This is a genomic window from Brevibacillus sp. SKDU10 (assembly GCF_001645205.1).
Classification (GTDB): Bacteria; Bacillota; Bacilli; order Brevibacillales; family Brevibacillaceae; genus Brevibacillus_B; species Brevibacillus_B halotolerans.
The window spans coordinates 12306-33687 of sequence record NZ_LSSO01000141.1; the positions used below are offsets into that span (position 1 = coordinate 12306).

At 40.7% G+C, this 21382-nt stretch carries 20 protein-coding genes; 9 read left to right on the plus strand and 11 right to left on the minus strand.

Going from position 1 to position 21382, the window contains the following annotated elements; all coding sequences use genetic code 11:
- Positions 1-51 precede the first annotated feature (51 nt).
- The 5 genes from AYJ08_RS09110 to fabF all read right to left on the minus strand — a co-directional run bounded on the left by AYJ08_RS09110 (position 52) and on the right by fabF (position 6031).
- Entirely contained in the window at positions 52-1968 is a 1917-nt protein-coding gene (locus AYJ08_RS09110) for an FtsX-like permease family protein (protein WP_064017454.1), read from the minus strand.
- Positions 1955-2722: an ABC transporter ATP-binding protein gene (locus tag AYJ08_RS09115; protein WP_064017455.1), complete on the minus strand. Its 768-nt coding sequence runs from the start codon at positions 2720-2722 to the stop codon at positions 1955-1957. The genes AYJ08_RS09110 and AYJ08_RS09115 overlap by 14 nt, the downstream gene beginning before the upstream one ends.
- A gap of 23 nt (positions 2723-2745) precedes the next feature.
- The gene (locus AYJ08_RS09120; RefSeq protein ID WP_064017456.1) at positions 2746-3270 is read right to left on the minus strand and encodes a transglycosylase SLT domain-containing protein; all 525 of its coding nucleotides are present in this window, start codon (positions 3268-3270) and stop codon (positions 2746-2748) included.
- A 345-nt stretch (positions 3271-3615) separates the two neighbouring features.
- Positions 3616-4605, minus strand: a complete 990-nt coding sequence (trpS, locus tag AYJ08_RS09125; protein ID WP_064017457.1) for a tryptophan--tRNA ligase — start codon at positions 4603-4605, stop codon at positions 3616-3618.
- 178 nt (positions 4606-4783) lie between these two features.
- Complete coding sequence (gene fabF / locus AYJ08_RS09130; RefSeq protein ID WP_064017458.1) at positions 4784-6031, minus strand: beta-ketoacyl-ACP synthase II; 1248 nt, start codon at positions 6029-6031, stop codon at positions 4784-4786.
- A gap of 145 nt (positions 6032-6176) precedes the next feature.
- Between fabF and AYJ08_RS09135 the strand changes: the two genes are divergently transcribed.
- Positions 6177-7019: a helix-turn-helix transcriptional regulator gene (locus tag AYJ08_RS09135; protein ID WP_064017459.1), complete on the plus strand. Its 843-nt coding sequence runs from the start codon at positions 6177-6179 to the stop codon at positions 7017-7019.
- Positions 7020-7225: 206 nt separating this feature from the next.
- On the opposite strand, the gene gyrB is transcribed toward AYJ08_RS09135, so the two are convergent.
- From gyrB to dnaA, 6 genes are all read right to left on the minus strand, one after another.
- The gene (gene gyrB, locus AYJ08_RS09140; protein ID WP_064017460.1) at positions 7226-9148 is read right to left on the minus strand and encodes a DNA topoisomerase (ATP-hydrolyzing) subunit B; all 1923 of its coding nucleotides are present in this window, start codon (positions 9146-9148) and stop codon (positions 7226-7228) included.
- Entirely contained in the window at positions 9148-9441 is a 294-nt protein-coding gene (remB, locus tag AYJ08_RS09145) for an extracellular matrix regulator RemB (RefSeq protein WP_031412603.1), read from the minus strand. The genes gyrB and remB overlap by 1 nt, the downstream gene beginning before the upstream one ends.
- 10 nt (positions 9442-9451) lie before the next feature.
- Positions 9452-10570, minus strand: coding sequence for a DNA replication/repair protein RecF (recF, locus tag AYJ08_RS09150; RefSeq protein ID WP_064017461.1), 1119 nt, complete (start codon positions 10568-10570; stop codon positions 9452-9454).
- A 14-nt stretch (positions 10571-10584) separates the two neighbouring features.
- Entirely contained in the window at positions 10585-10803 is a 219-nt protein-coding gene (gene yaaA, locus AYJ08_RS09155) for a S4 domain-containing protein YaaA (protein ID WP_003333982.1), read from the minus strand.
- Positions 10804-10834: 31 nt separating this feature from the next.
- Entirely contained in the window at positions 10835-11974 is a 1140-nt protein-coding gene (gene dnaN / locus AYJ08_RS09160; RefSeq protein ID WP_064017462.1) for a DNA polymerase III subunit beta, read from the minus strand.
- 233 nt (positions 11975-12207) lie between these two features.
- Entirely contained in the window at positions 12208-13569 is a 1362-nt protein-coding gene (gene dnaA, locus AYJ08_RS09165; protein ID WP_003333984.1) for a chromosomal replication initiator protein DnaA, read from the minus strand.
- 586 nt (positions 13570-14155) lie between these two features.
- On the opposite strand from dnaA, the gene rpmH reads away from it, so the two are divergent.
- From rpmH to rsmG, 8 genes are all read left to right on the plus strand, one after another.
- The gene (gene rpmH / locus AYJ08_RS09170; protein WP_003333985.1) at positions 14156-14290 is read left to right on the plus strand and encodes a 50S ribosomal protein L34; all 135 of its coding nucleotides are present in this window, start codon (positions 14156-14158) and stop codon (positions 14288-14290) included.
- A 184-nt stretch (positions 14291-14474) separates the two neighbouring features.
- The gene (rnpA, locus tag AYJ08_RS09175) at positions 14475-14843 is read left to right on the plus strand and encodes a ribonuclease P protein component (RefSeq protein ID WP_064017463.1); all 369 of its coding nucleotides are present in this window, start codon (positions 14475-14477) and stop codon (positions 14841-14843) included.
- 6 nt (positions 14844-14849) lie between these two features.
- On the plus strand, positions 14850-15071 hold the full coding sequence (gene yidD, locus AYJ08_RS09180) for a membrane protein insertion efficiency factor YidD (RefSeq protein WP_004432969.1): 222 nt from the start codon (positions 14850-14852) through the stop codon (positions 15069-15071).
- A gap of 34 nt (positions 15072-15105) precedes the next feature.
- Positions 15106-15873: a membrane protein insertase YidC gene (yidC, locus tag AYJ08_RS09185; protein ID WP_081873098.1), complete on the plus strand. Its 768-nt coding sequence runs from the start codon at positions 15106-15108 to the stop codon at positions 15871-15873.
- Positions 15870-16511, plus strand: coding sequence for an RNA-binding cell elongation regulator Jag/EloR (gene jag / locus AYJ08_RS09190; protein ID WP_064017464.1), 642 nt, complete (start codon positions 15870-15872; stop codon positions 16509-16511). The genes yidC and jag overlap by 4 nt, the downstream gene beginning before the upstream one ends.
- Before the next feature lie 151 nt (positions 16512-16662).
- Positions 16663-18039, plus strand: a complete 1377-nt coding sequence (gene mnmE / locus AYJ08_RS09195; RefSeq protein WP_157452842.1) for a tRNA uridine-5-carboxymethylaminomethyl(34) synthesis GTPase MnmE — start codon at positions 16663-16665, stop codon at positions 18037-18039.
- 11 nt (positions 18040-18050) lie between these two features.
- Complete coding sequence (gene mnmG, locus AYJ08_RS09200) at positions 18051-19952, plus strand: tRNA uridine-5-carboxymethylaminomethyl(34) synthesis enzyme MnmG (protein ID WP_064017466.1); 1902 nt, start codon at positions 18051-18053, stop codon at positions 19950-19952.
- An 11-nt stretch (positions 19953-19963) separates the two neighbouring features.
- Entirely contained in the window at positions 19964-20680 is a 717-nt protein-coding gene (rsmG, locus tag AYJ08_RS09205) for a 16S rRNA (guanine(527)-N(7))-methyltransferase RsmG (RefSeq protein WP_031412613.1), read from the plus strand.
- Positions 20681-21382 lie beyond the last annotated feature (702 nt).

A 21382-nucleotide genomic window follows, 5' to 3' on the forward strand; every position in this document is an offset into this window, starting at 1 on the left:
TCAGGATCATCCCCCTGAAGTTCTGCTTTTCGCATGAAAAATAGCTTATTGTTACGAATTATTGTGATCCAAGACAATATTACTGTAGGAACGAACAGTCATAAAGTAGTATCCAACATAGATAACCAGATACACTCCCATACTCACCAATACAGGCATCAAGATGTTCATTCTAAACATTGCCGACATCGTATTAAGTGCAAACAAGCTATGACTAATTCCCAACAGAAGCGGCCCTCCAAAAATAAAAGCTATTTGTTTACTAATGGCCTCTTTGCTCTCACGTTTCGTAGCACCAATCTTGTGTAGAATTGTATAGTACTTCTTATCGTTATGAGCTTCTGTAAGTTGTTTGAAATAAATGATTGAGCCTGTCGCAAGCATGAAGACTAACCCAATGAATCCACCAATAAAGACCATGACCCCTGTTGATTCCATCAGAGCTTGGTATTGGGTATAAAAATCCTGTAGCTCCTCGCGCTCCGGCATCACTTTATGCAGGTTTGCAGACAACTCACTTGCTTTATACTGATTTTCAACATTTATATTTTTAATCAAGTAAGGCTTTCCATACTCCTGAGCTGCTTGATAGTCAGCGTCAGATACTACAAAGGTCGTTTTCCTTAAATTACTTACTGCCACTTTCTTAGCATCTACTAAGGTCAAGGTTTTGACTTGATCTCCTAGCCTGTAAGACACCTGCTTGTTAAGGACATCGCTATGAAACATTTTGTCATAAAAACCATCCATCATTACCATTTCACCGGGTTTAACCTCTACAGACTCCCGATTCAAAGCTTTAGCCAATTCATTATATTTCGATTGCCCTAATAAAAACATTCCCTCTGAGGTGCGATATTGTAAGGAGAAGCCTGCTTTCTTCTCATCCTGCGTTTTTACAACGATATAAGGCACTTCTGTTTCCAATTGGATTGGATTCTTATCCTTAGCATTTGCGAAGGTTTTCTCTACTTCGTTATTCCACTCCTTACCGTCCTTATGATAGGAATAACTATACGGATTACTCTGCGCCGTTACATCATTGACATTGAAATAGAAGGTCGCTGCCGTTCCAACTGCACAGATCGTAATCGTACTTACCACAGTAATAGTAGCAAGCGCAGTGGCATTTCCTTTAATGCGATACAGCAATTGACCTTTACTTACCATGTTTAATCCATTGTAGAAGGAACGCTTGTTTTTACGTGCCCGTTTAAAGTAAAAGATCATGAAGTAATGGAACAATATATAAGTTCCTAGCACAGTACCACCAATGATATAAAAAGCTACTAAAACATCAAAGTAATTCATGAAGTTAGCCGCTAGGAAATAGGCAGATCCAATCAGAAATACAGAGAAGAGTGCTAGAATTACTGAACCTTTTGGAACGGTTTCCCCTTCTTGCTCAGCACGGAATAGCTCAATTAATTTAAAACGGTAAATTAATATATATCCCTGTAGCGACGTAAAGAGAATCAAAACAAAAAACACGGTAGCTGTTTGCTTGATTGCCTCTAACGGAATTTCGAAGTTTACCTGCATATCAATATTCATGAGATAAACGAGTAAGGACAAGAAAGCTTTCGATAAAAAACCACCCAGAATAATTCCTAGAATTAAAGCTCCGATTCCTAGGAAGAGGTTCTCAAAAAAGAGCATCATTCCAACCTGTCTTTTTCTAACCCCTAGTAATGAATAAAGACCGACTTCCTTTTTCCGTTTGCGAGTAAAAAAGCTGTTTGAATACACCATAAATATAGCGACAAACAATAAGAGCAAACCACTAGAAAATTCAAATGCTTTTTTTACATATGCATCTCCACCGCTTACTTCAGCAATTTGCGCATTAAATTGCAAGGACATAAACGTATAGTAAATAACAATACTAAAGATCATGGAGACGAAATAGATCAGATAGCTTTTCATGTTTCGTCTCATATTGCGTAAAACGAGATTAAATAGCGTCACTCATATCACCCCCAAGCTCAGCCAGCACATCCATAATGCGTTGGAAGAACTCTTTTCGAGTTTGTGTACCCTTTTTTAATTCAATTGAAATTTTTCCGTCTGTAATAAACAAAATACGTTCACAGTAGCTTCCTGCATTTGCATCATGTGTAACCATTAAAATCGTCGCTTGTTCCTCTTGATTTAATGTCTGTAAGCATTGCAACAGGTCAGCCGAGGACTTGGAATCAAGAGCCCCGGTAGGTTCGTCTCCAAAAATCAGACTTGGATTAGTGACAATCGCCCGAGAAGCTGCACAACGCTGTTTTTGTCCCCCGGAAATTTGGTATGGATACTGCTCTAAAATGTGTTCAATTCCAAATCTTTTAGCAATATCCTCTACGCGTTTATCAATTTCCTTTGCCTTCACCTTTGTCAGGGCTAATGGCAGTGCTATATTCTCACGTACTGTTAACGAGTCTAGCAGATTGTAGTCTTGAAAAATAAAGCCTAGCTTCGTGCGACGGAACATTGCCAATTTGTCTTCCTTCATTTTGACAACATCACTTCCATCAATCAGGATCTCCCCGGATGTAGGCGAATCAATCGTAGAAATAATATTAAGCAGCGTAGTTTTACCTGCGCCTGATGGTCCCATGATTCCAACAAATTCACCCTGCTGTACGTCGAAACTAACATGGTCTAATGCTGTATAGCTATTTGTCTTTCCTCCGTATATTTTGGAAGCATTCTTTACTTGCAACACTTTTTGCATGTCATATCGTCCCTTTCCAATGATTATGTGAACAGTCGTTGGTATTGCTCATACTTTTTCAAAATCGCTTCATATGCTGTTTGAAATGTTCTATCTTGTTTAAACTGGCCATCTTTGTTTCGTAATAAAAAAGCACGAATAATCTCTTGCTGTGTTTTACCTGCCTTTTCCCAATGGCTTATCATAAAAGCCCCCATATGGATCGCATGATCGGGATTGGCTAGCATATCTGGTGTGAATCCTTTCCAATCCATAATCTCAGCGAATACCTGAGCCGTAGTATCTTTCAAAAGGATCAATCCATTTAACTGGCTTGGCTGGTATTCTTTATTTTTAAAATTTGTTTCATAAGAGATTAAAGCAGCTAGTAATGCTGGATCAGTTCCATATTGTTTGGAATAGGCTAGTATCTCTTTTTCATAAGGAACATTGTATTTCAAAGTTTGATACTTATAAAAGCTAGCACCTGAACCAATGATTGCAGCAAGTACAACAAAAAAAATAATGGATATAAGACCCATCCTTCTCTTTCTGTGTTCTTGTCTCATTATGTCTCACCCTCGCTTCCTTTCATAAGCTCATAGGTGAATGCGAATGATTGCTTCGCGATATAGGTTTATTTTATAAATCACTTGATTTCATTCCCATCGGTTTAGCTTTCATCAATCTTACATTTTTGTAAGGGATCAATCTGATTCACATAGGCAAAATCGAATGTCGTCGAAGACTCGGATAAATTGCGCTTTTTATTGCTTTTGTTTAGTTTTAATTAAATTGTTTCACGTGAAACTTACTTTATCTTCTCTAAGCTTTCACGAAATATCATGCTTCGACAAACATGAAAAAGAGCCATTCTCAATTAAGAGTAATGGCTCTTCTCCTGTATTTCCCAGTTATATACGCAATAACCCCATCGCATCTTTTACACGATTGCACGTCTGTTCTGCAATCACACTGGCCTTTTCAGCACCAGCTCGCAGAATTTTGTCCAGCTCTGCTACGTCGTTATACTCATTAAAACGTTGCTGAATCTTACTAAGCTGCTCGGTTACAACCTCTACTAGATCTTTTTTCAATGTACCGTATCCTTGCCCCTGATAACGTTCTACTAGCGATTCAATAGATTCATCAGCAAACATACTATAGATTGTTAGCAAATTAGAGATACCAGGCTTATTTGTTTCATCAAAAGCAATGGAATTCTCGGTATCGGTTACTGCTCGCATAATCTTTTTCTTAAATACCTCTGGGGTTTCCAAAATCGCAATGCGACTCGCTTCACTCTCTGCTGATTTGGACATTTTTTTCGTCGGTTCGTCGAGAGCCATGATGCGTGCCCCAAATTCCTGGATTTTTGGCTCTGGAATGACAAAGGTCTCGCCATATTTATTATTAAATCGTTCTGCGATATCACGAGTTAACTCAATATGTTGCTTTTGGTCGTTCCCTACAGGTACGTGGGTCGTATCATACAATAAGATGTCAGCAGCCATTAAGACTGGATACGTAAACAGACCAACATTGACGTTCGCTTTTCCTTCTGCTTTATCCTTAAATTGTGTCATACGATTTAGTTCGCCCATGTAGCTAGCGCATTGCAATAACCAGCCAAGCTCAGCGTGTTCTTTTACATGTGACTGAATAAATACAGTAGCTTTCGCAGGATCAACACCGCATGCTAGATAGATTTGAGCAATTTCACGTGTACGTCTGCGCAGCTCTTCTGGATCTTGAGCAACTGTAATCGCATGCATATCTACTACGCAATAAAAGGCTTCTGCATCTGGCTCATGCTGTAATTCTACAAATTGCTTAATTGCACCTAAATAGTTACCTATTGTTAGGTTACCAGATGGTTGCACCCCTGAAAAAAAACGTTTCAATGTATCCACCTCTCTACTTTTGACAGAAATAAGTCTTATCCTGATTTTATTTTCGTTTTTCTTTACATAAATTATAGCATGAGAGGGTTTTCTTCCGATAGTTGCGTCTTGGTTTAACACCAATTAGCATCATTTCAATAATAAGATACTACTTATCCTTTCAAGCCAAGATAATAGGCTAGGACTGGTTAGAATCCCAAGCTCGAAGGACAATGACTGCATTATGTCCACCAAATCCAAAGGAATTGGACATTCCTATTCTCATTTCTGCCTTGCGAGCTTCATTAGGAACATAGTCTAAGTCACAAATAGGGTCTTGGTTATCCTGGTTAATGGTAGGTGGGATAATTCCTTCTTGCAGAGTCTTTACCAATGCGATAGCCTCAACAGCACTGGCTGCCCCTAGCATGTGTCCGGTCATGGATTTATTTGCTGTCACAGGAATTTCATATGCTTTTTCTCCAAAAAGCCGTTTGATTGCCGCTGTTTCTGATCGATCCCCAACCTCGGTACTGGTAGCGTGTGCGCTAATCACATCGACCTGCTCCGGTTGTACTCCAGCCTCTTGTAAAGCTAGCTTCATAGCCTGATAAGCACCTTTTCCTTCTGGATGAGTAGCTACAATATGATACGCGTCCGAGCTTGCTCCATAGCCCAGCACCTCAGCATAGATACAAGCATTTCTTTTTTTCGCATGCGCTAAGGATTCAAGAATCAGGATACCTGCCCCTTCAGCCATAACAAACCCATCACGATCAGCATCAAATGGCCTGCTTGCCAATTCTGGCTGATCATTTCGGGTAGATAGTGCCGTTGCATTTCCAAAACTAGCGACAGCTAATTCTGTAATAGCCGCTTCTGTCCCTCCCGCAAAAACTACATCAGCGCCACCAGATTTGATCAGGCGCATCGCTTCGCCAATAGCTGTATTTCCTATTGAACAAGCTGTTACGGGAGACATACTTGGCCCCATCGCTCCATATTTAATGCTAATCATAGAGGACGCCATATTGGCAATCATCATGGGAACTAATAATGGACTCACACGATCTGGACCTCTCTCCTTTCGTATTTGCTCTTGTCCCATCATGGTTTGAATGCCGCCAATGCCAGAGCCAACATATACGCCTAAACGCTCTAAATCAATTTCATCAAGTACAAGGCCAGAATCTATTAGGGCCTGCTCAGCAGCTACCAAAGCAAACTGACTGAAGCGATCCATGCGCCGTGCCTCTTTACGTCCAAAAATGGAATCTGCATCAAAGTCCTTAACTACCCCAGCAAACTTGGTTTTATACTTGCTAGTATCAAATGTATCTATATATGAAATTCCGGATGTACCTTGTACTAAATTACTCCAAAAGCTCTCTACATGATTTCCCATTGGTGATACAACACCCATACCAGTAATTACTACTCTTTCCATAGGCACTCTCCTTTACTTACATATTTGGAAATGTTTCAATTTCTTCTTATTTCTATCTTGGCAAAGCCTCTATCCTATTACAAGTTGTTATTTATCCTAGTATAATTAGTACCAGTATAAGCAGACAGTAAGGAGGGATCATAGAATGAATAAAAATGCCCGACTTCAAGCACTTTCTACCTTTTTAAAAAATCAAAGAGCAAAGATTTCTCCCGAGTCGGTTGGCCTCGTAGCAGGTGTCCGCAGAAGAACGCCAGGGTTACGCAGAGAAGAAGTAGCCCAGCTAGCTGGCGTTAGCACCACCTGGTACACCTGGCTGGAGCAAGGACGTGACATCACCGTCTCCAAATCAGTAGTCGATGCTATCGCTACTGCCTTACAGCTAACAGTGGATGAGCAGAAATACCTACATTCGTTAGCACTTGGAGCTGGACCCGTTATCTCAAAAAATACGGGGGAAATCACGGAAATTCCGCCTTCTTTGCAAAAAATTTTACAAGAGCTGCATTTTTGCCCCACGATCGTCTCGAACAGCAGAAGTCATATTTTGGGCTGGAATGCAGCAGCTTCCCATGTATTTTTGGATTTTAACCAGATTCCCTACGAGGAGCGTAACTTATTAGGCCTGATATTTACCAGAAAGGAATTGCAACGGTTAGCTGTTAATTGGGAGCATTTTGCTAGTGGCTTTTTATCTATCTTCCGGGCCTCTTATGGGCAATATGTCGAGGATGAATGGTATAGTCAATTCGTAGAGAAAATGAAAACCGTCCATCCTGATTTTCAGCGGTTGTGGGAACAGAGCGAGGTCAGCTCTGCGCCGGAGGTTTACATTGAATTTAGACATGCTAAAGCGGGAAAGATGTTATTCCATCTTACCTCCTTGCAGGTTCATGGCAGCGGGGACTTACGCTGTAGTATTTACACCCCTGTGCCACAGTCTACGACGGAAGCTAAGTTAAGGAAGCTGATGGAGGAAGTGCTATAAAATTTATCAAATAATGATAGCGCTAGCTTTAGGGGTAAATAATCGGGAAAAGGGGAAGCTTAACCAATAAGTACAAAAGCAAATAGAGATGGATCAAATTCCTTTTTCCTGCAAAAAAAAGCTTGCCCCGTAAAGGACAAGCTTTTTGTCTTCTTATTGAATGAATTGAATTCTGGTGCTTCACTCCGAGATAGACGGAGCCCACCTTAAATATCCAAATTGCGTACGTTACGAGAGTAGCTTTCAATAAAGTCACGACGCGGCTCTACTTCATCACCCATTAGAGTTTGGAAGACCATATCTGCATCAATAGCATCTTCTAGGTCTACCTGTAGCAAAGTACGAACTGAAGGGTCCATTGTTGTTTCCCACAATTGCTCTGCATTCATTTCCCCTAGCCCTTTGTAACGCTGAACGTTAGGCTTAGGAGTCTCTTTTAGCTGGCTTAAGATTTGGTCGCGTTGACGATCATTAAAGGCATACTGAATTGTTTTTCCTTGCTTAATACTAAAGAGTGGCGGCTGTGCAATATACACAAATCCAGCTTCAATTAGTTGACGCATATAGCGATAGAAGAAGGTTAACAATAGCGTACGGATGTGAGCACCATCGACGTCGGCATCTGTCATGATGACGATTTTATGATAACGCGCTTTGCTGATATCAAAATCCTCACCAATACCGGTTCCAAGTGCAGTGATGATCGTCCGAATCTCGTTGTTACCTAAAATTTTATCTAGTCGGGATTTCTCTACGTTCAATACTTTACCACGCAACGGTAAGATCGCCTGGAAATGACGATCGCGTCCCATTTTGGCAGAACCACCCGCAGAGTCCCCCTCTACAATAAACAATTCGCTCTCGGATGCATCTTTGGAGGAACAATCCGCTAGCTTACCGGGCAGGGCACTTACTTCCAAGGCATTTTTACGGCGAGTAAGCTCACGTGCCTTACGAGCCGCTTCACGCGCTCTGGCAGCCATCAGGGACTTCTCTACAACCTTTTTGGCTACAGCAGGGTTCTGTTCCATAAATTCCTGGAATCGCTCAACAAAGACCGATTCTGTGATGCTGCGAGCTTCAGAGTTCCCTAGCTTGGTTTTGGTTTGTCCTTCAAACTGCGGTTCAGGAATCTTAACGGAAATAATCGCTGTAATTCCCTCACGTACATCATCACCAGACAAGTTTTGATCTTTTTCTTTCAGGAAATTAAATTTACGGCTGTAATCGTTAATTACGCGAGTTAAGCCTGCTTTAAAACCAGCCTCGTGTGTACCACCCTCATGCGTATTAATATTATTGGCGAAAGAATAGATATTGCTTACATAGCTATCATTGTATTGAATGGCTACCTCTACCTGCAATCCATCTTTTTCGCCTTCACAGTAGATCACTTCATCATGCAGGCTTTCACGGTTTTTATTCAGAAACTCCACGTAGGATTTAATTCCGCCCTCATAATAAAAATCATCACGGCGTTCTTGACCCTCGCGTTGATCCTCTAACGTAATCCGCAAGCCTTTATTTAGGAAAGCTAATTCACGTATCCGCTTTTGTAGCAATTCATACTCGTATACGGTTGTTTCCGTAAAGATAGTTGGATCTGGTTTAAAGGTAATGGTGGTACCAGTTGTATCTGTTTCACCAATGATTTTCAGTTCTTCCTCCGGCGCACCAACATTAAAGCGCATGGAATAAATGTTTCCGTTTTGTTTAACAGTAACAGTCATCCATTCTGAAAGAGCATTAACAACAGAGCTACCTACTCCGTGCAATCCCCCAGAAACCTTATATCCGCCACCCCCGAATTTACCTCCGGCATGTAGAACGGTTAGAACTGTTTCTACTGTGGATTTCCCCGTTTTTTCATGAATCCCTGTAGGAATACCACGCCCATTATCAACAACGGTGATCGTATTATCTTTATGAATCAATACGTTAATTTCCGTACAATAACCTGCCAGTGATTCGTCGATAGAGTTGTCTACGATCTCCCATACCAAGTGATGTAGACCTCGACTGCTAGTAGAGCCAATGTACATACCTGGGCGTTTGCGTACCGCTTCTAAACCCTCCAGTACCTGTATCTGACTAGCATCATAGTTTTGATCTTTAGTTGTTACATCCACTACTCAGTCAACTCCTTACTATCAGTTTGTACAGAGGGAAACAGCTCACTGTGCTGTATAAACTGCGCACGTTTTTTCAAGGTAAGCGAAGAAATGGGCGAACAGTAAATAGCACGATCCGTAATTACGTAGGATTTAATCTCTTCCGACTGCTGATCAATCAGGCGTTTTTCTTTCTTCTGATCTCCCATAAATGTGAGGGATATCTTCGAGTGCTTGACCGTTTGATGATCGATGATAGAGATAACCTCCTTCATACTAACAACCGTATCTCCTCCCACGTGCAGAAACATACACTTCACCTTACCCTTCTTTGGAAATGGACCCCTCTTGCACATTGAAGCGAGTTGCTTGCTGTAAGACCTGATGCTTTAATCCTTCCACACCTGTTGTCGTTACAAACGTTTGAATTTTATCTTGTATCGTTTCAAGTAATAATGTTTGTCTATGCTCATCCAGTTCTGACAAGACGTCATCAAGCAAAAGAATCGGATATTCCCCAACTTCTTGCTTAATCAACTCAATTTCGGCTAATTTCAAAGATAAAGCCGTTGTTCGCTGCTGACCTTGTGAGCCAAATGATTGTACATCCATCTCGTTTACCAAAAGAGAGAAATCATCACGATGAGGTCCGATTAGTGTGCTACCTCTCATCTTTTCCCGTTCAAATATCTCTTCATAAGCAGCCAGTAGCGCTTGAAGAGCTTCTTCCTCTTTCATCTCTTTGGTAACAGGAGAACTATTCACATAATGCAAACTCAGCTTCTCTTTACCATCTGTAATTCCAGCGTGGATTTCTTGAGCCCATTGCTCTAATTTAGTGATAAACTCAAAACGCTTCCTTAGTAATTTTACAGTTAAATCAGCTAATTGTGTATTCCAAATTGCCATAAGGTCAATCTGACTACTCTTTTTCATGGCAAGGTCTTTCAATAGCTGATTTCTCTGAGCTAACACTTTATTGTAATTGCTCAAGTGGTAGATATATGTTGGAGAAACCTGACCAATTTCCATGTCTAGAAAGCGTCTGCGTTGGGCTGGAGCGCCCTTTACGATTGCTAAATCCTCTGGCGCAAATAACACAACATTTAAAGAACCGATATAATTACTCAATTTTTTCTGCTCTAAACTATTAATTTTAGCCTTTTTACCTTTATTGGTCAACTGCATCTCTAAACGAACAGATCCGTAGCGTCGATTGACTTCACTACGGATCGCCGCATAATCTGCATTCCACTTAATCAGTTCTTTATCCTTGGAGGTTCGGTGGGATTTGGCCAGAGCAAGTACATAGATAGATTCTAATGCATTAGTCTTGCCCTGCGCATTATTCCCAATGAATAAATTAATCGGTCCTGTAAAATCCAGTGAAAGCTCTCTGTAATTTCGATAGTTAGTCAAAAACAGATTACGTAAGAACAAAGGGCTTACTCCTCTCAGCGTACAGCCACTTGATAAGAGCCGTACCCTTCAATAACCACTAGATCATCTGGATATAGCTTACGACCACGGCGGTTTTCTTTTTCTCCATTTACCATAATGGGAACCTCAGCTAAAAAAGGCTTAGCCATTCCACCCGTATCAATTACTGAACTTAGTTTTAAAAACTGTCCAAGCGTAATATATTCTGTAGAAATGTAAACTTTATCTGCCATGTGGGAAAACTCCTTTAGGGGTGGCTACCTCTTAATACGTACGAACTGGCAAGATTAGATGTAGACTCCAATCATGATCAGTAGGCTGAATAATAAATGGGCTCATTGCCCCAGTAAAGCTAGTTACAATCTCAGAGCTGTCAATGGAACGAAGGGCATCAATCATAAACTTTGCGTTGAAGGAGATTTTTAACTCCTCCCCAGTGCATTGTTTTGGCTGAATGGTTTCCGTTACTTTTCCGATCTCTGGTGCATTCGATGAAATTTCTACATTTCCATCTGGCAATGTTACCAATTTTACCACATTGGTTTTTCCTTCACGGCTTAATAAGGAAGCACGCTCAATGGATTGTAAAAATTCTTTGGTTGATAAAACAATCTCAGTTTTACAGCCCTGTGGAATAATACGATTTGTATCTGGATAAGTTCCCTCCAACAGTCTGGAATAGAATAAGATATGATTTGATTTTACTAAAATTTGATTGTCGGCTACAACGATATCAACCAAATTCTGATCATCATCTATAATCTTTACCAATTCATTACAACTTTTACCCGGTACAACAATATTATAGAATCGCAGGGATTCAGAACACTCTACTTTTGCATTGCGAGAAGCAAAACGATGGCTATCTGTCGCTACAAATTTTAGTATTCCCTCTTCTAATGTCCACATAATCCCTGTTAAGATGGGACGCATTTCAGAAGTGGCAACTGCAAAGGATGTTTGGCGAATCATTGTTTTTAATAAATCGCTTGGAATGCTGAAAACCTTATCCTCTTCTAATTGAGGTAATTGAGGATACTCATTAGCATTTAGACCGTTGATTGTAAACTCGGCTTGACCTGAACGAATCAACGTAAGTAAACGATCATCTACGCTAATATCAATTTCATTAGCTGGCAATTTACGTACAATTTCACTAAAAATACGTGATGGCAGCACGATGCTACCTGGTTCGTGTACAGTAACTCCCCAATTTTCTCCCTCTTCTAATGGAACATGCACCTCAATAGAAATATCTGAATCACTACCAGTTAATGTTAAGCCTTCTTCATTTGCTGTTAGCTTAATACCTGTCAAAATTGGAATCGTTGTTCTAGTTGAAACAGCTTTAGCCACATGTGAAACAGCAGTTGATAGTTTGTCACGTTGGACTGTAATTTTCATTATACCTTACCCCCGTATACAAGGATTTGTTCTATAAAAGAATTATGCATAGTTCCGTATGCTGTATGCATATATAGTAAGTAATCTTTTATATTAAAAAAATAATAGTAGTAATAGGAACTGTGGATTTGTGGATATCCGCCAAAAACGCTGAAAAGTAAAGCCTATACACATGTGGATAAGTTGTGTATAGGCTTTTTAGGTTATTCACAAATGTACACAGGAATAATAGTTTAATGGCCAGCCTTCAATTTTTCAATAAGGTTTTGGATGGTGGCCTGCAATTGAGGATCAACTGCTAATGATTTCGAGATTTTTTCATGGGCATGGATAACCGTTGTATGATCTCGTCCGCCAAATTCGTCCCCGATTTTAGGGAGTGAGGCATCAGTAAGCTCACGAGATAGATACATGGCTATTTGTCTTGGAAAAGCAACCGATTTTGTGCGTTTTTTTGCTTTAAAATCCTCTAATTTTAACGTGTAAGCTTCACCAACTGCACGTTGAATATCAATAATTGTAATGATTTTTGGCTTAGAGGAAGGAATGATATCCTTGAGCGCCTCTGCTGCCAATTGTGTATCAATATCGCGATTAATCAGAGAAGAATAAGCAACAACGCGAATCAAAGCACCTTCTAACTCACGAATGTTGCTATCAATCTGGTTGGCAATATAAATCATAACCTCATTCGGAATATCCAGATTCTCGGCTTTGGCCTTCTTACGCAGAATGGCAATTCGAGTTTCCAGATCAGGTGGTGAAATATCTGTAATCAAGCCCCATTCAAAACGGGAACGCAATCGATCCTCCAAAGTAGGAATTTCCTTTGGCGGTCGATCGGATGAAATGATGATTTGTTTGCTTTCTTCATGCAGGGCGTTAAAAGTATGGAAAAATTCTTCCTGCGTTGATTCTTTTCCAGCCAAGAATTGAATATCATCTATAAGCAAAACATCTACACTACGATATTTATTGCGGAATTCAACCGCTTTATTATCGCGAATGGAGTTAATAAACTCATTCGTAAATTTTTCAGATGATAAATAGACCACTTTCGCAGATGGATTATGCTGAACGACATAATGGCCAATCGCATGCATTAAGTGTGTTTTACCAAGACCTACACCACCATAAATAAACAGTGGATTGTATGCTTTCGCAGGTGCTTCAGCTACGGCTAGTGAAGCTGCATGGGCAAAACGGTTCCCCGAACCAATTACAAATGTGTCGAATGTATACTTCGGATTTAAGATACTAGGCGGTTGATCGTCGCCAGCTAGAGGTTGAGATACTAATTTTGCTTTCGCCATAGGTAACTCATCAGTAAGACCGAAGTCGGGATTTTGGGGAACGACAAACTTCACCTTCATATGGATGCCTGTCGTTTCATAAAGCGTTTCTATGATAAGTGGTGAATAGCGAGATTCGAGCCAATCACGAGCAAATTCATTTGGAGCGACCACAATCAAAGAGTCTTCCTCTAATGCAGTTGCCTTTGTCGCCTTCAACCAGGTGTCGAAGCTAGGCTTGCTTAATGTTTTCTCGATTTTAGCTAAAACTTTTCGCCATAATTCAATAATAGTTGCGTCCACCTAGTAAATCCCTCCTTTCAGCGCTACACAGGCATTGTGGATAATTAAACATGCTAAATCATATGTCATCACGGACTCCCGTACCTTCTGAGAAAAAAATAAGACAATTATCCGCATAGCTGTGAGTATCTTATTCACAATGCGGAATATCTGTCCACAACCTTATCCACATGCTGTGGAAAAGTAAAAATCTGATTTCACTTATCAACGGATCAAAACAAAAACATGATATCAAATAAAAGCCATGATATCAATGGTTTTTTAATAGTTATCCACAAACACAACAAATAGTAGCCTTATTCTATCAACACCCCTATATTTTGTGTGCAACCTGTAGATAAATTTGTAGAAAACTTTTCTGTGGATAAAAAAGATATACACAGGGGCGGGAAATAATCTTTTGTGGATAGTTATTTATAGTAGAAAATAGACGATGAATAGAAAAAAGATAGATGTAGGAAGAAGAGAATGTAAAAGTAGAGGGATTAATTTGGCAAAAGGGATTAGATAACGAGTAACTTGACTTTTTGATTATTTCTTTATATAATTCCAAAGAATGCTTGGAGGACGGAGGTGTAACTTCAATATGAGACCTACATTTAATCCTAACAACCGTAAACGTAAGAAAGATCACGGGTTCCGCAAACGTATGAGCACAAAAAATGGCCGTAAGGTTTTAGCTGCCCGTCGTCGTAAAGGTAGAAAGGTGCTTTCCGCTTAGGCCACATTTTAAAGTGGCCTTTTTCTATAGATACTACTTAAGAGTACTTCTATAGAAAAAGGTGAGAGAATATATGTGAGGAGCCAGCCCTGTCTGGCTTCTTCCTTTGTTTCTTGGTAATACTAGAAGCAGTGGAATGCGCCCTTTTTTTCCACTATAATGTTGATGGTAGGGGTGTCCACCAATGCATCGCTCGCATCGATTGCGAAAAAATGAAGAGTTTCAGAAGGTTTTTCAAAAGGGAAAATCGGCTGCTAACAAACAATTTGTTATTTATACATTAGAAAATCAGGGACAAGCCACTTTTCGAATCGGGATCTCTGCTAGTAAAAAAATTGGCAACGCTGTCACGCGCAATAAAGTTAAGCGACTTTTAAAAGAAGCGATTGCTGCGATTGAGGATCGAATCAAGCCTCATTTGGATATCATTGTAATTGTGAGACCAGGGGTAGAAGAGATGCCGCTTGCTTCCATACAAGGCTCTTTAATGCATGCTTTAAAAAGAGTAAAAGCAATAAAGGCGGTTGAGATACATAACGAAAAAAGAGGTTAGATGATAATGAAGAAATTTTTGATTGGGTTTATCCGCTTTTATCAGAAATTTATTTCACCATTAAAGCCTCCAACCTGTCGATTTGCGCCTACGTGTTCCTTTTATGCGATTGAAGCCATACGCCGTTTTGGTGTATGGAAGGGTGGGTGGTTAGCTATTGTGCGAATTGCTAAATGTCATCCCTTTCATCCAGGAGGAATTGATCCAGTACCAGAGAAACATAAATAATATAACTTTCCTTAACTAAAGGAGGAACATGTCTTTGAGTAGTCGTATTCGCTATGTCCTTCTGCTTGGATTGCTTATGGTAATTCTGGCAGGATGTGGGACTGATATTGCACATCCTCCGCCAATTGGTCCTGAATCAACTGGAATCTGGGATAAATTCTTCGTTTATCCGCTATCTTGGCTGATCAAGGAATCCGCACTTTTACTTGGCGGTAGCTTCGGGCTTGGAATTTTGGTTGCGACGATTTTAATTCGTACGTTGACATTGCCACTTAACGTGAAGCAAATTAAATCTTCCAAGGCAATGCAGGTCATTCAACCGGAACTTCAAAAAATCCGAGATAAGTACAAAAATGATCCACAAAGAGTACAGCAAGAAACCATGTTATTATTCCAAAAAAATAACATTAACCCACTGGCAGGATGTTTACCATTATTGGTTCAAATGCCTATTCTTATTGCTTTTTATAATGCGATTATTCGCACGAGCGAAATCCGGGAGCAATCGTTTTTATGGATGCAGCTAGGTGAAAAGGATCCGTTCTTTATCTTGCCTGTTTTAGCTGCTCTGACAACATTCCTGCAACAAAAAATGATGGGTTCTGCCATGCAAAACAACCCTCAAATGCAAATGATGTTGTACATGATGCCTATCATGATTTTGGTAATTTCTATGACGTTACCTTCTGCCCTTGCTTTGTATTGGGTATACGGTAACATCTATATGATTATCCAAACGTATTTCTTATACAAAGATAACCGTACTACTCAGAAAAGTCCCAAGGGGGGAGCTTCCAAGTGAAAAAAGCGCTAGCTTCAGCCAAAACGATTGATGAAGCTGTTGAAAAGGCACTGCGAGAACTTGGAGTATCAAAAGACAGAGTAAATGTTCGCGTACTAGAAGAGCCAAGTAAAGGATTTCTTGGTTTGATAGGTACGAGAGATGCAAAAGTAGAAGTGGAAGTGCAGTATGATCCGATTGAAGAGGGACGCGGATTTTTAGCTGATGTGTTAAAGCAAATGAACCTCAATGTGAAAATCGATTCCCAAAAACAATCAGAAGGTACCGTTTTCCACATGATTGGTGAAGATCTGGGCATGGTAATTGGTCGACGTGGTCAGACATTGGATTCCTTGCAATATTTGGTTAACGTTGTAGCCAATAAACATGCAGAAAAGCACGTTCGCATTATTTTAGATGCAGAAAATTATCGAGCAAAGCGCAGAGAGGCACTAGAGAAATTAGCTTATCGTCTTGCTCAAAAAGCGATTCATACCAAACGAAACGTACGTTTGGAACCAATGACAGCGGCAGAACGAAAAGTGATTCACGCCTTTTTGCAAACACGTACGGATGTCATTACATTTAGTGAAGGTGAAGAACCGCATCGCTACATTGTGGTTGCACCGAAAACAAAGGAAAAAGAAGCCTCACGCTAGGCTTCTTTTTTTTGTGCGTTTTACTTGATTTGATTTTGCCAATACTGTGGATAAGTCTCAATGGCAGGCGCTCTATTCATTGTGGGAAAAATGTGATATGCTAAGGCGTTAGGAAAAGAATGCCTACTTCATAGTTTTGAGGTGAAATATAGTGAATATGGATACGATTGCAGGTGTGGCCACGCCCATGGGGGAAGGTGGAATTGCAGTCATTCGTGTGAGTGGCGATGATGCAATTTCGATTGTGGATAAAATCTATCGAGGCAAAAATAAGTTATCCACTGTGGATAGTCATACGATACATTATGGTGCGCTGGTAGATCCAGTTGCTAATGAGCAAGTAGAGGAAGTACTAGTTTCTGTTATGAAGGCACCACGTACTTTTACACGGGAGGATGTAGTGGAAATCAATTGCCATGGAGGTTTGATTTCTGTAGAGAAGGTCCTCGATCTGGTGCTGGAGCATGGAGCAAGATTGGCAGAACCGGGGGAATTTACGAAAAGGGCCTTCTTAAACGGCCGTATTGATTTATCACAAGCGGAAGCCGTTATTGACCTGATTCGGGCTAAAACGGATAAAGCTTTAAAGGTAGCCTTATCACAAGTAGAGGGAAAGCTGTCCAAGCTAATTAAGGGCTTGCGTCAGGAGTTAATAGAAGCAATGGCTCATATTGAGGTAACGCTTGATTATCCTGAGCATGATGTAGAAGAGTTTACCCAGAATTTCCTCCTAGGTAAGTGTGAGGAGGTAAAACAACAAGTAGCTCGTTTACTACAAACGGCTAAACAAGGTAAAATCCTGCGCGAGGGATTATCTACTGCGATCATCGGAAGGCCTAACGTTGGAAAATCGTCATTATTAAATAGCTTTGTACAGGAAGATAAAGCGATTGTAACAGAGATTGCTGGGACGACTCGCGACGTTATCGAGGAATATGTAAATGTAAGAGGGGTTCCTCTTCGTCTAATTGATACAGCTGGAATTCGGGAGACAGATGACATTGTTGAAAAAATCGGTGTAGAAAAGTCTCGCCAAATTCTTCAACAAGTCGATTTAGTGCTGCTTATGGTAAACTATAATGAGTTTTTAAACGATGATGATCTAGCTATTTTTGAGGCTGCTAAAGGCTTGCAGGTAATCATTATCGTCAATAAAACTGATTTACCGCAAAAGCTGGATATAGATAAGGTAAAAGAGGCTTTTCCGAGTGCGCCTTTGATTTTAACGTCCATCAAGGAAGAGAAGGGAATCGATCAGCTAGAGCAAGCTATCGCCCATCTATTCTTTACAGGTCGTGTCCAACAGGAAGATATGACATATGTCAGTAACGCTCGCCATATTAATTTGCTGCGTCAGGCCGAACAGGCTATGGCAGATGCTATTGACGGCGTTCATCAACAAATGCCGGTAGATATGGTGCAGATAGATATTAAAAAGGCATGGGAGTTATTAGGAGAAGTAATCGGAGAGAGTGTTGGCGAGGACTTAATTGATCAGATTTTCTCCCAATTCTGTCTCGGTAAATAGGAGGTAGAAACATGAGCACAACATACAACGGCGGGGAGTTTGACGTAATTGTTATCGGAGCAGGTCATGCAGGGTGTGAATCTGCGTTGGCGGCTGCTCGTATGGGATGTCAAACCCTGCTTATCACGATCAATCTAGACGCTGTAGCCTTCATGCCTTGTAACCCATCAGTAGGTGGCCCTGCAAAAGGCCACGTTGTTCGTGAAATTGATGCTTTAGGCGGCGAGATGGGTAAAAATACAGATAAAACCTATATCCAAATGCGGATGCTTAATACAGGAAAAGGCCCGGCTGTTCATGCCTTGCGTGCGCAAGCGGATAAGTTTGCATACCAGCATGAAATGAAGAAAACGATTGAAAATACGCCAAATCTCATTTTGCGTCAAGCGATGGTTGAGGAGCTAATTGTAAATAACGGCGTGTGTGAAGGGGTTATTACGAACACTGGGGCACAATATAAAGCGAAGGCAGTCGTCGTTACCACAGGAACATACTTACGTGGAAAGATTATTATTGGTGATCTTCAGTATGAAAGTGGACCAAATAACATGCGTCCTTCCGTGCGTTTGGCTGAGCATTTAAAAGAATTGGGCTTTGAGCTTGTTCGTTTTAAAACCGGGACACCGCCTCGCGTGCATAAAAGCAGCGTTGATTTCTCCAAGATGGAAATTCAGCCAGGTGATGAGGAGCCACGTGCATTTTCATATGAAACAACAGCTTCGATTCCTGATCAATTACCATGCTGGTTAACATATACGAATTTGGAAACTCATGAAGTGATCCAGGATAATCTGCATCGTGCTCCGATGTATTCTGGTGCAATTGAAGGAACCGGGCCACGTTATTGCCCTTCTATAGAAGATAAAGTAGTACGTTTCAACGACAAACCGCGTCATCAAATCTTCCTGGAGCCAGAGGGTCGTCATACAGAAGAGATGTACGTACAAGGTTTGTCAACCAGTCTGCCTGAGGATGTTCAGTTAAGCATGCTTCGTTCTATGGACGGTATGGAAAATGCTAAAATGATGCGTCCTGGTTATGCCATTGAGTATGATTCCATTGTGCCTACACAATTGTGGCCTTCATTGGAAACCAAATTGATAGAAGGTCTGTTTACAGCAGGACAGATTAATGGTACATCAGGCTATGAAGAGGCAGCAGGGCAAGGTCTAATGGCAGGGATAAATGCAGCGCGCAAGGTACAGGGAAAACCTCCAGTGATTCTAGGTCGAGAAGAAGCATATATGGGTGTTCTTATTGATGATCTAGTTACCAAGGGGACGAATGAACCTTACCGTCTGTTAACCTCTCGTGCGGAATACCGTCTCTTGCTTCGTCATGATAATGCAGATATGCGTTTAACTGACATTGGTTACGAAATTGGTTTAATCAGTGAAGAACGCTACAACAAATTTCAACAAAAACGCGAGCTAGTAGCAAAGGAAAAGGAACGTTTGCATTCAACTCGGATTCGTCCAGAAAACGAATTGGCTCAGGAGGTACTTCGAGAAGCAGGTACTCCTGAACTGGCAGAGGTGATTGATCTAGCTCAATTATTACGTCGTCCAGAGGTAACGTATGAGCATATCCACCGCATTTCTCCTGCTCCAGAAGAGTTAGATATAGATGTTCGCGAGCAAGTAGAAATTCAAGTCAAATACGACGGATATATTCGTAAATCGTTAGCTCAAGTAGAAAAAATGAAAAAGGTGGAGGAAAAGCTCATTCCGAAAAGTATCGACTATACCGTTATTTCCGGTATGTCGAAGGAAGCGCGTGAAAAGCTACAAAAAATTCGTCCACTAAACATTGGTCAAGCATCACGTATTTCCGGTGTAACGCCAGCTGATATCTCTGTATTGATGATTTATATGGAGCAATTTCATCGCATGCTAAACCAAGCCGCTGAATAGAGGAGACTGGAATGAGCAAACAGGATTTTTCTGCACGCCTACAAGAAAAAGGGATTGTGCTTACTTCCGAACAATTGGACCAGTTTGATCAATATTATCGTCTATTGGTCGAATGGAACGAAAAAATGAATTTAACGGGCATTACCGAAGAGGATGAGGTATATAATAAGCACTTTTACGACTCCATTTCTTTAGCGTTTTATGTTCCGTTGCAGGATATGAAGAAAATGGCCGATGTAGGAGGAGGTGCTGGTTTTCCAAGCATTCCGCTGAAGATTTGCTTCCCTCATTTACAGATGACCATCATTGATTCCTTGCAAAAACGCATGAATTTCCTAAGTCATGTAGGTACAGAACTAGGCCTGACGGATTTGTACCCTGTGCATGGAAGAGCAGAAGAGGTTGGACAGGATAAAAAGTACCGTGAACAGTTCGATATCGTATCAGCCAGAGCAGTGGCGCGATTGAATTTATTAGCAGAGTTTTGTCTGCCTTTGGTTAAGCAAAACGGCTTGTTCGCTTCCATGAAGGGGCCAGACGTTACGCTTGAACTAAATGAGGCGAAACGGGCTATTAAGCTACTTGGTGGTAAAACCCGTAAGGTAGAGAGTTTTGAGCTACCTGACGAAGCGGGGGAGAGAAATATCATTCTTATCAACAAAATAGAGACAACTCCCAAAACATATCCGCGTCGTCCAGGCATTCCGGCTAAAAAACCATTGCTATAGTAGCTAGTTAAAGCATGTATATCACGGAGAAGTTGGTCCCAATGGGGCTAACTTCTTTTTATATGTGAGCATAGGAAGGATAAATGACTCTATTTTCCATATAAAAAATAAAAGAAAACAGGAAAAGTTTTAGCCCAATTAGCCGTTATACAAAGAGAGATATTTCATCCAGATTTTGTTACTCCCCAATGCGAACTAAATTCCTGTGTCTGTAGGAGAGGGCGAAAGAAGTGCATGGATGCTATTATGCAAGAAATAGTTCCACCTGAGCTACCTGGATTAACAACAGCGGCCGGAATGTGGGTAGCTTTTGCTATTGGATGATTATTTAGTGCTGGCATGTATATAACTGCTATTGTTGCTGCTTTTTTTGCCTATCTGGCTTTGGATTTTCATTGAATTTTTCCTGGACTGTTTCAGTACTTTAGAAATGAACGAACAGAAAAAGATGAAGTGGAAAAAGAAGAGAAAATATTTGTATCAAAGGTAAAGCGTAGGAAGAGAAAAAGACGTAATGAAGAGAAATAAGACATCGCCATGTTTCACGTGAAACACAAAGATTATCTGTTTCGTTGGCAGGATTTAAGCTTATGATGAAGAATACTTTGAAGCATAGAGGTGCCGGTTCTATCCGACATCGTCCTGTGCGAAATGTATAGTAACAAAAGCCTTAAGCCAGAGAAGAGATGTTCATATTCTTCT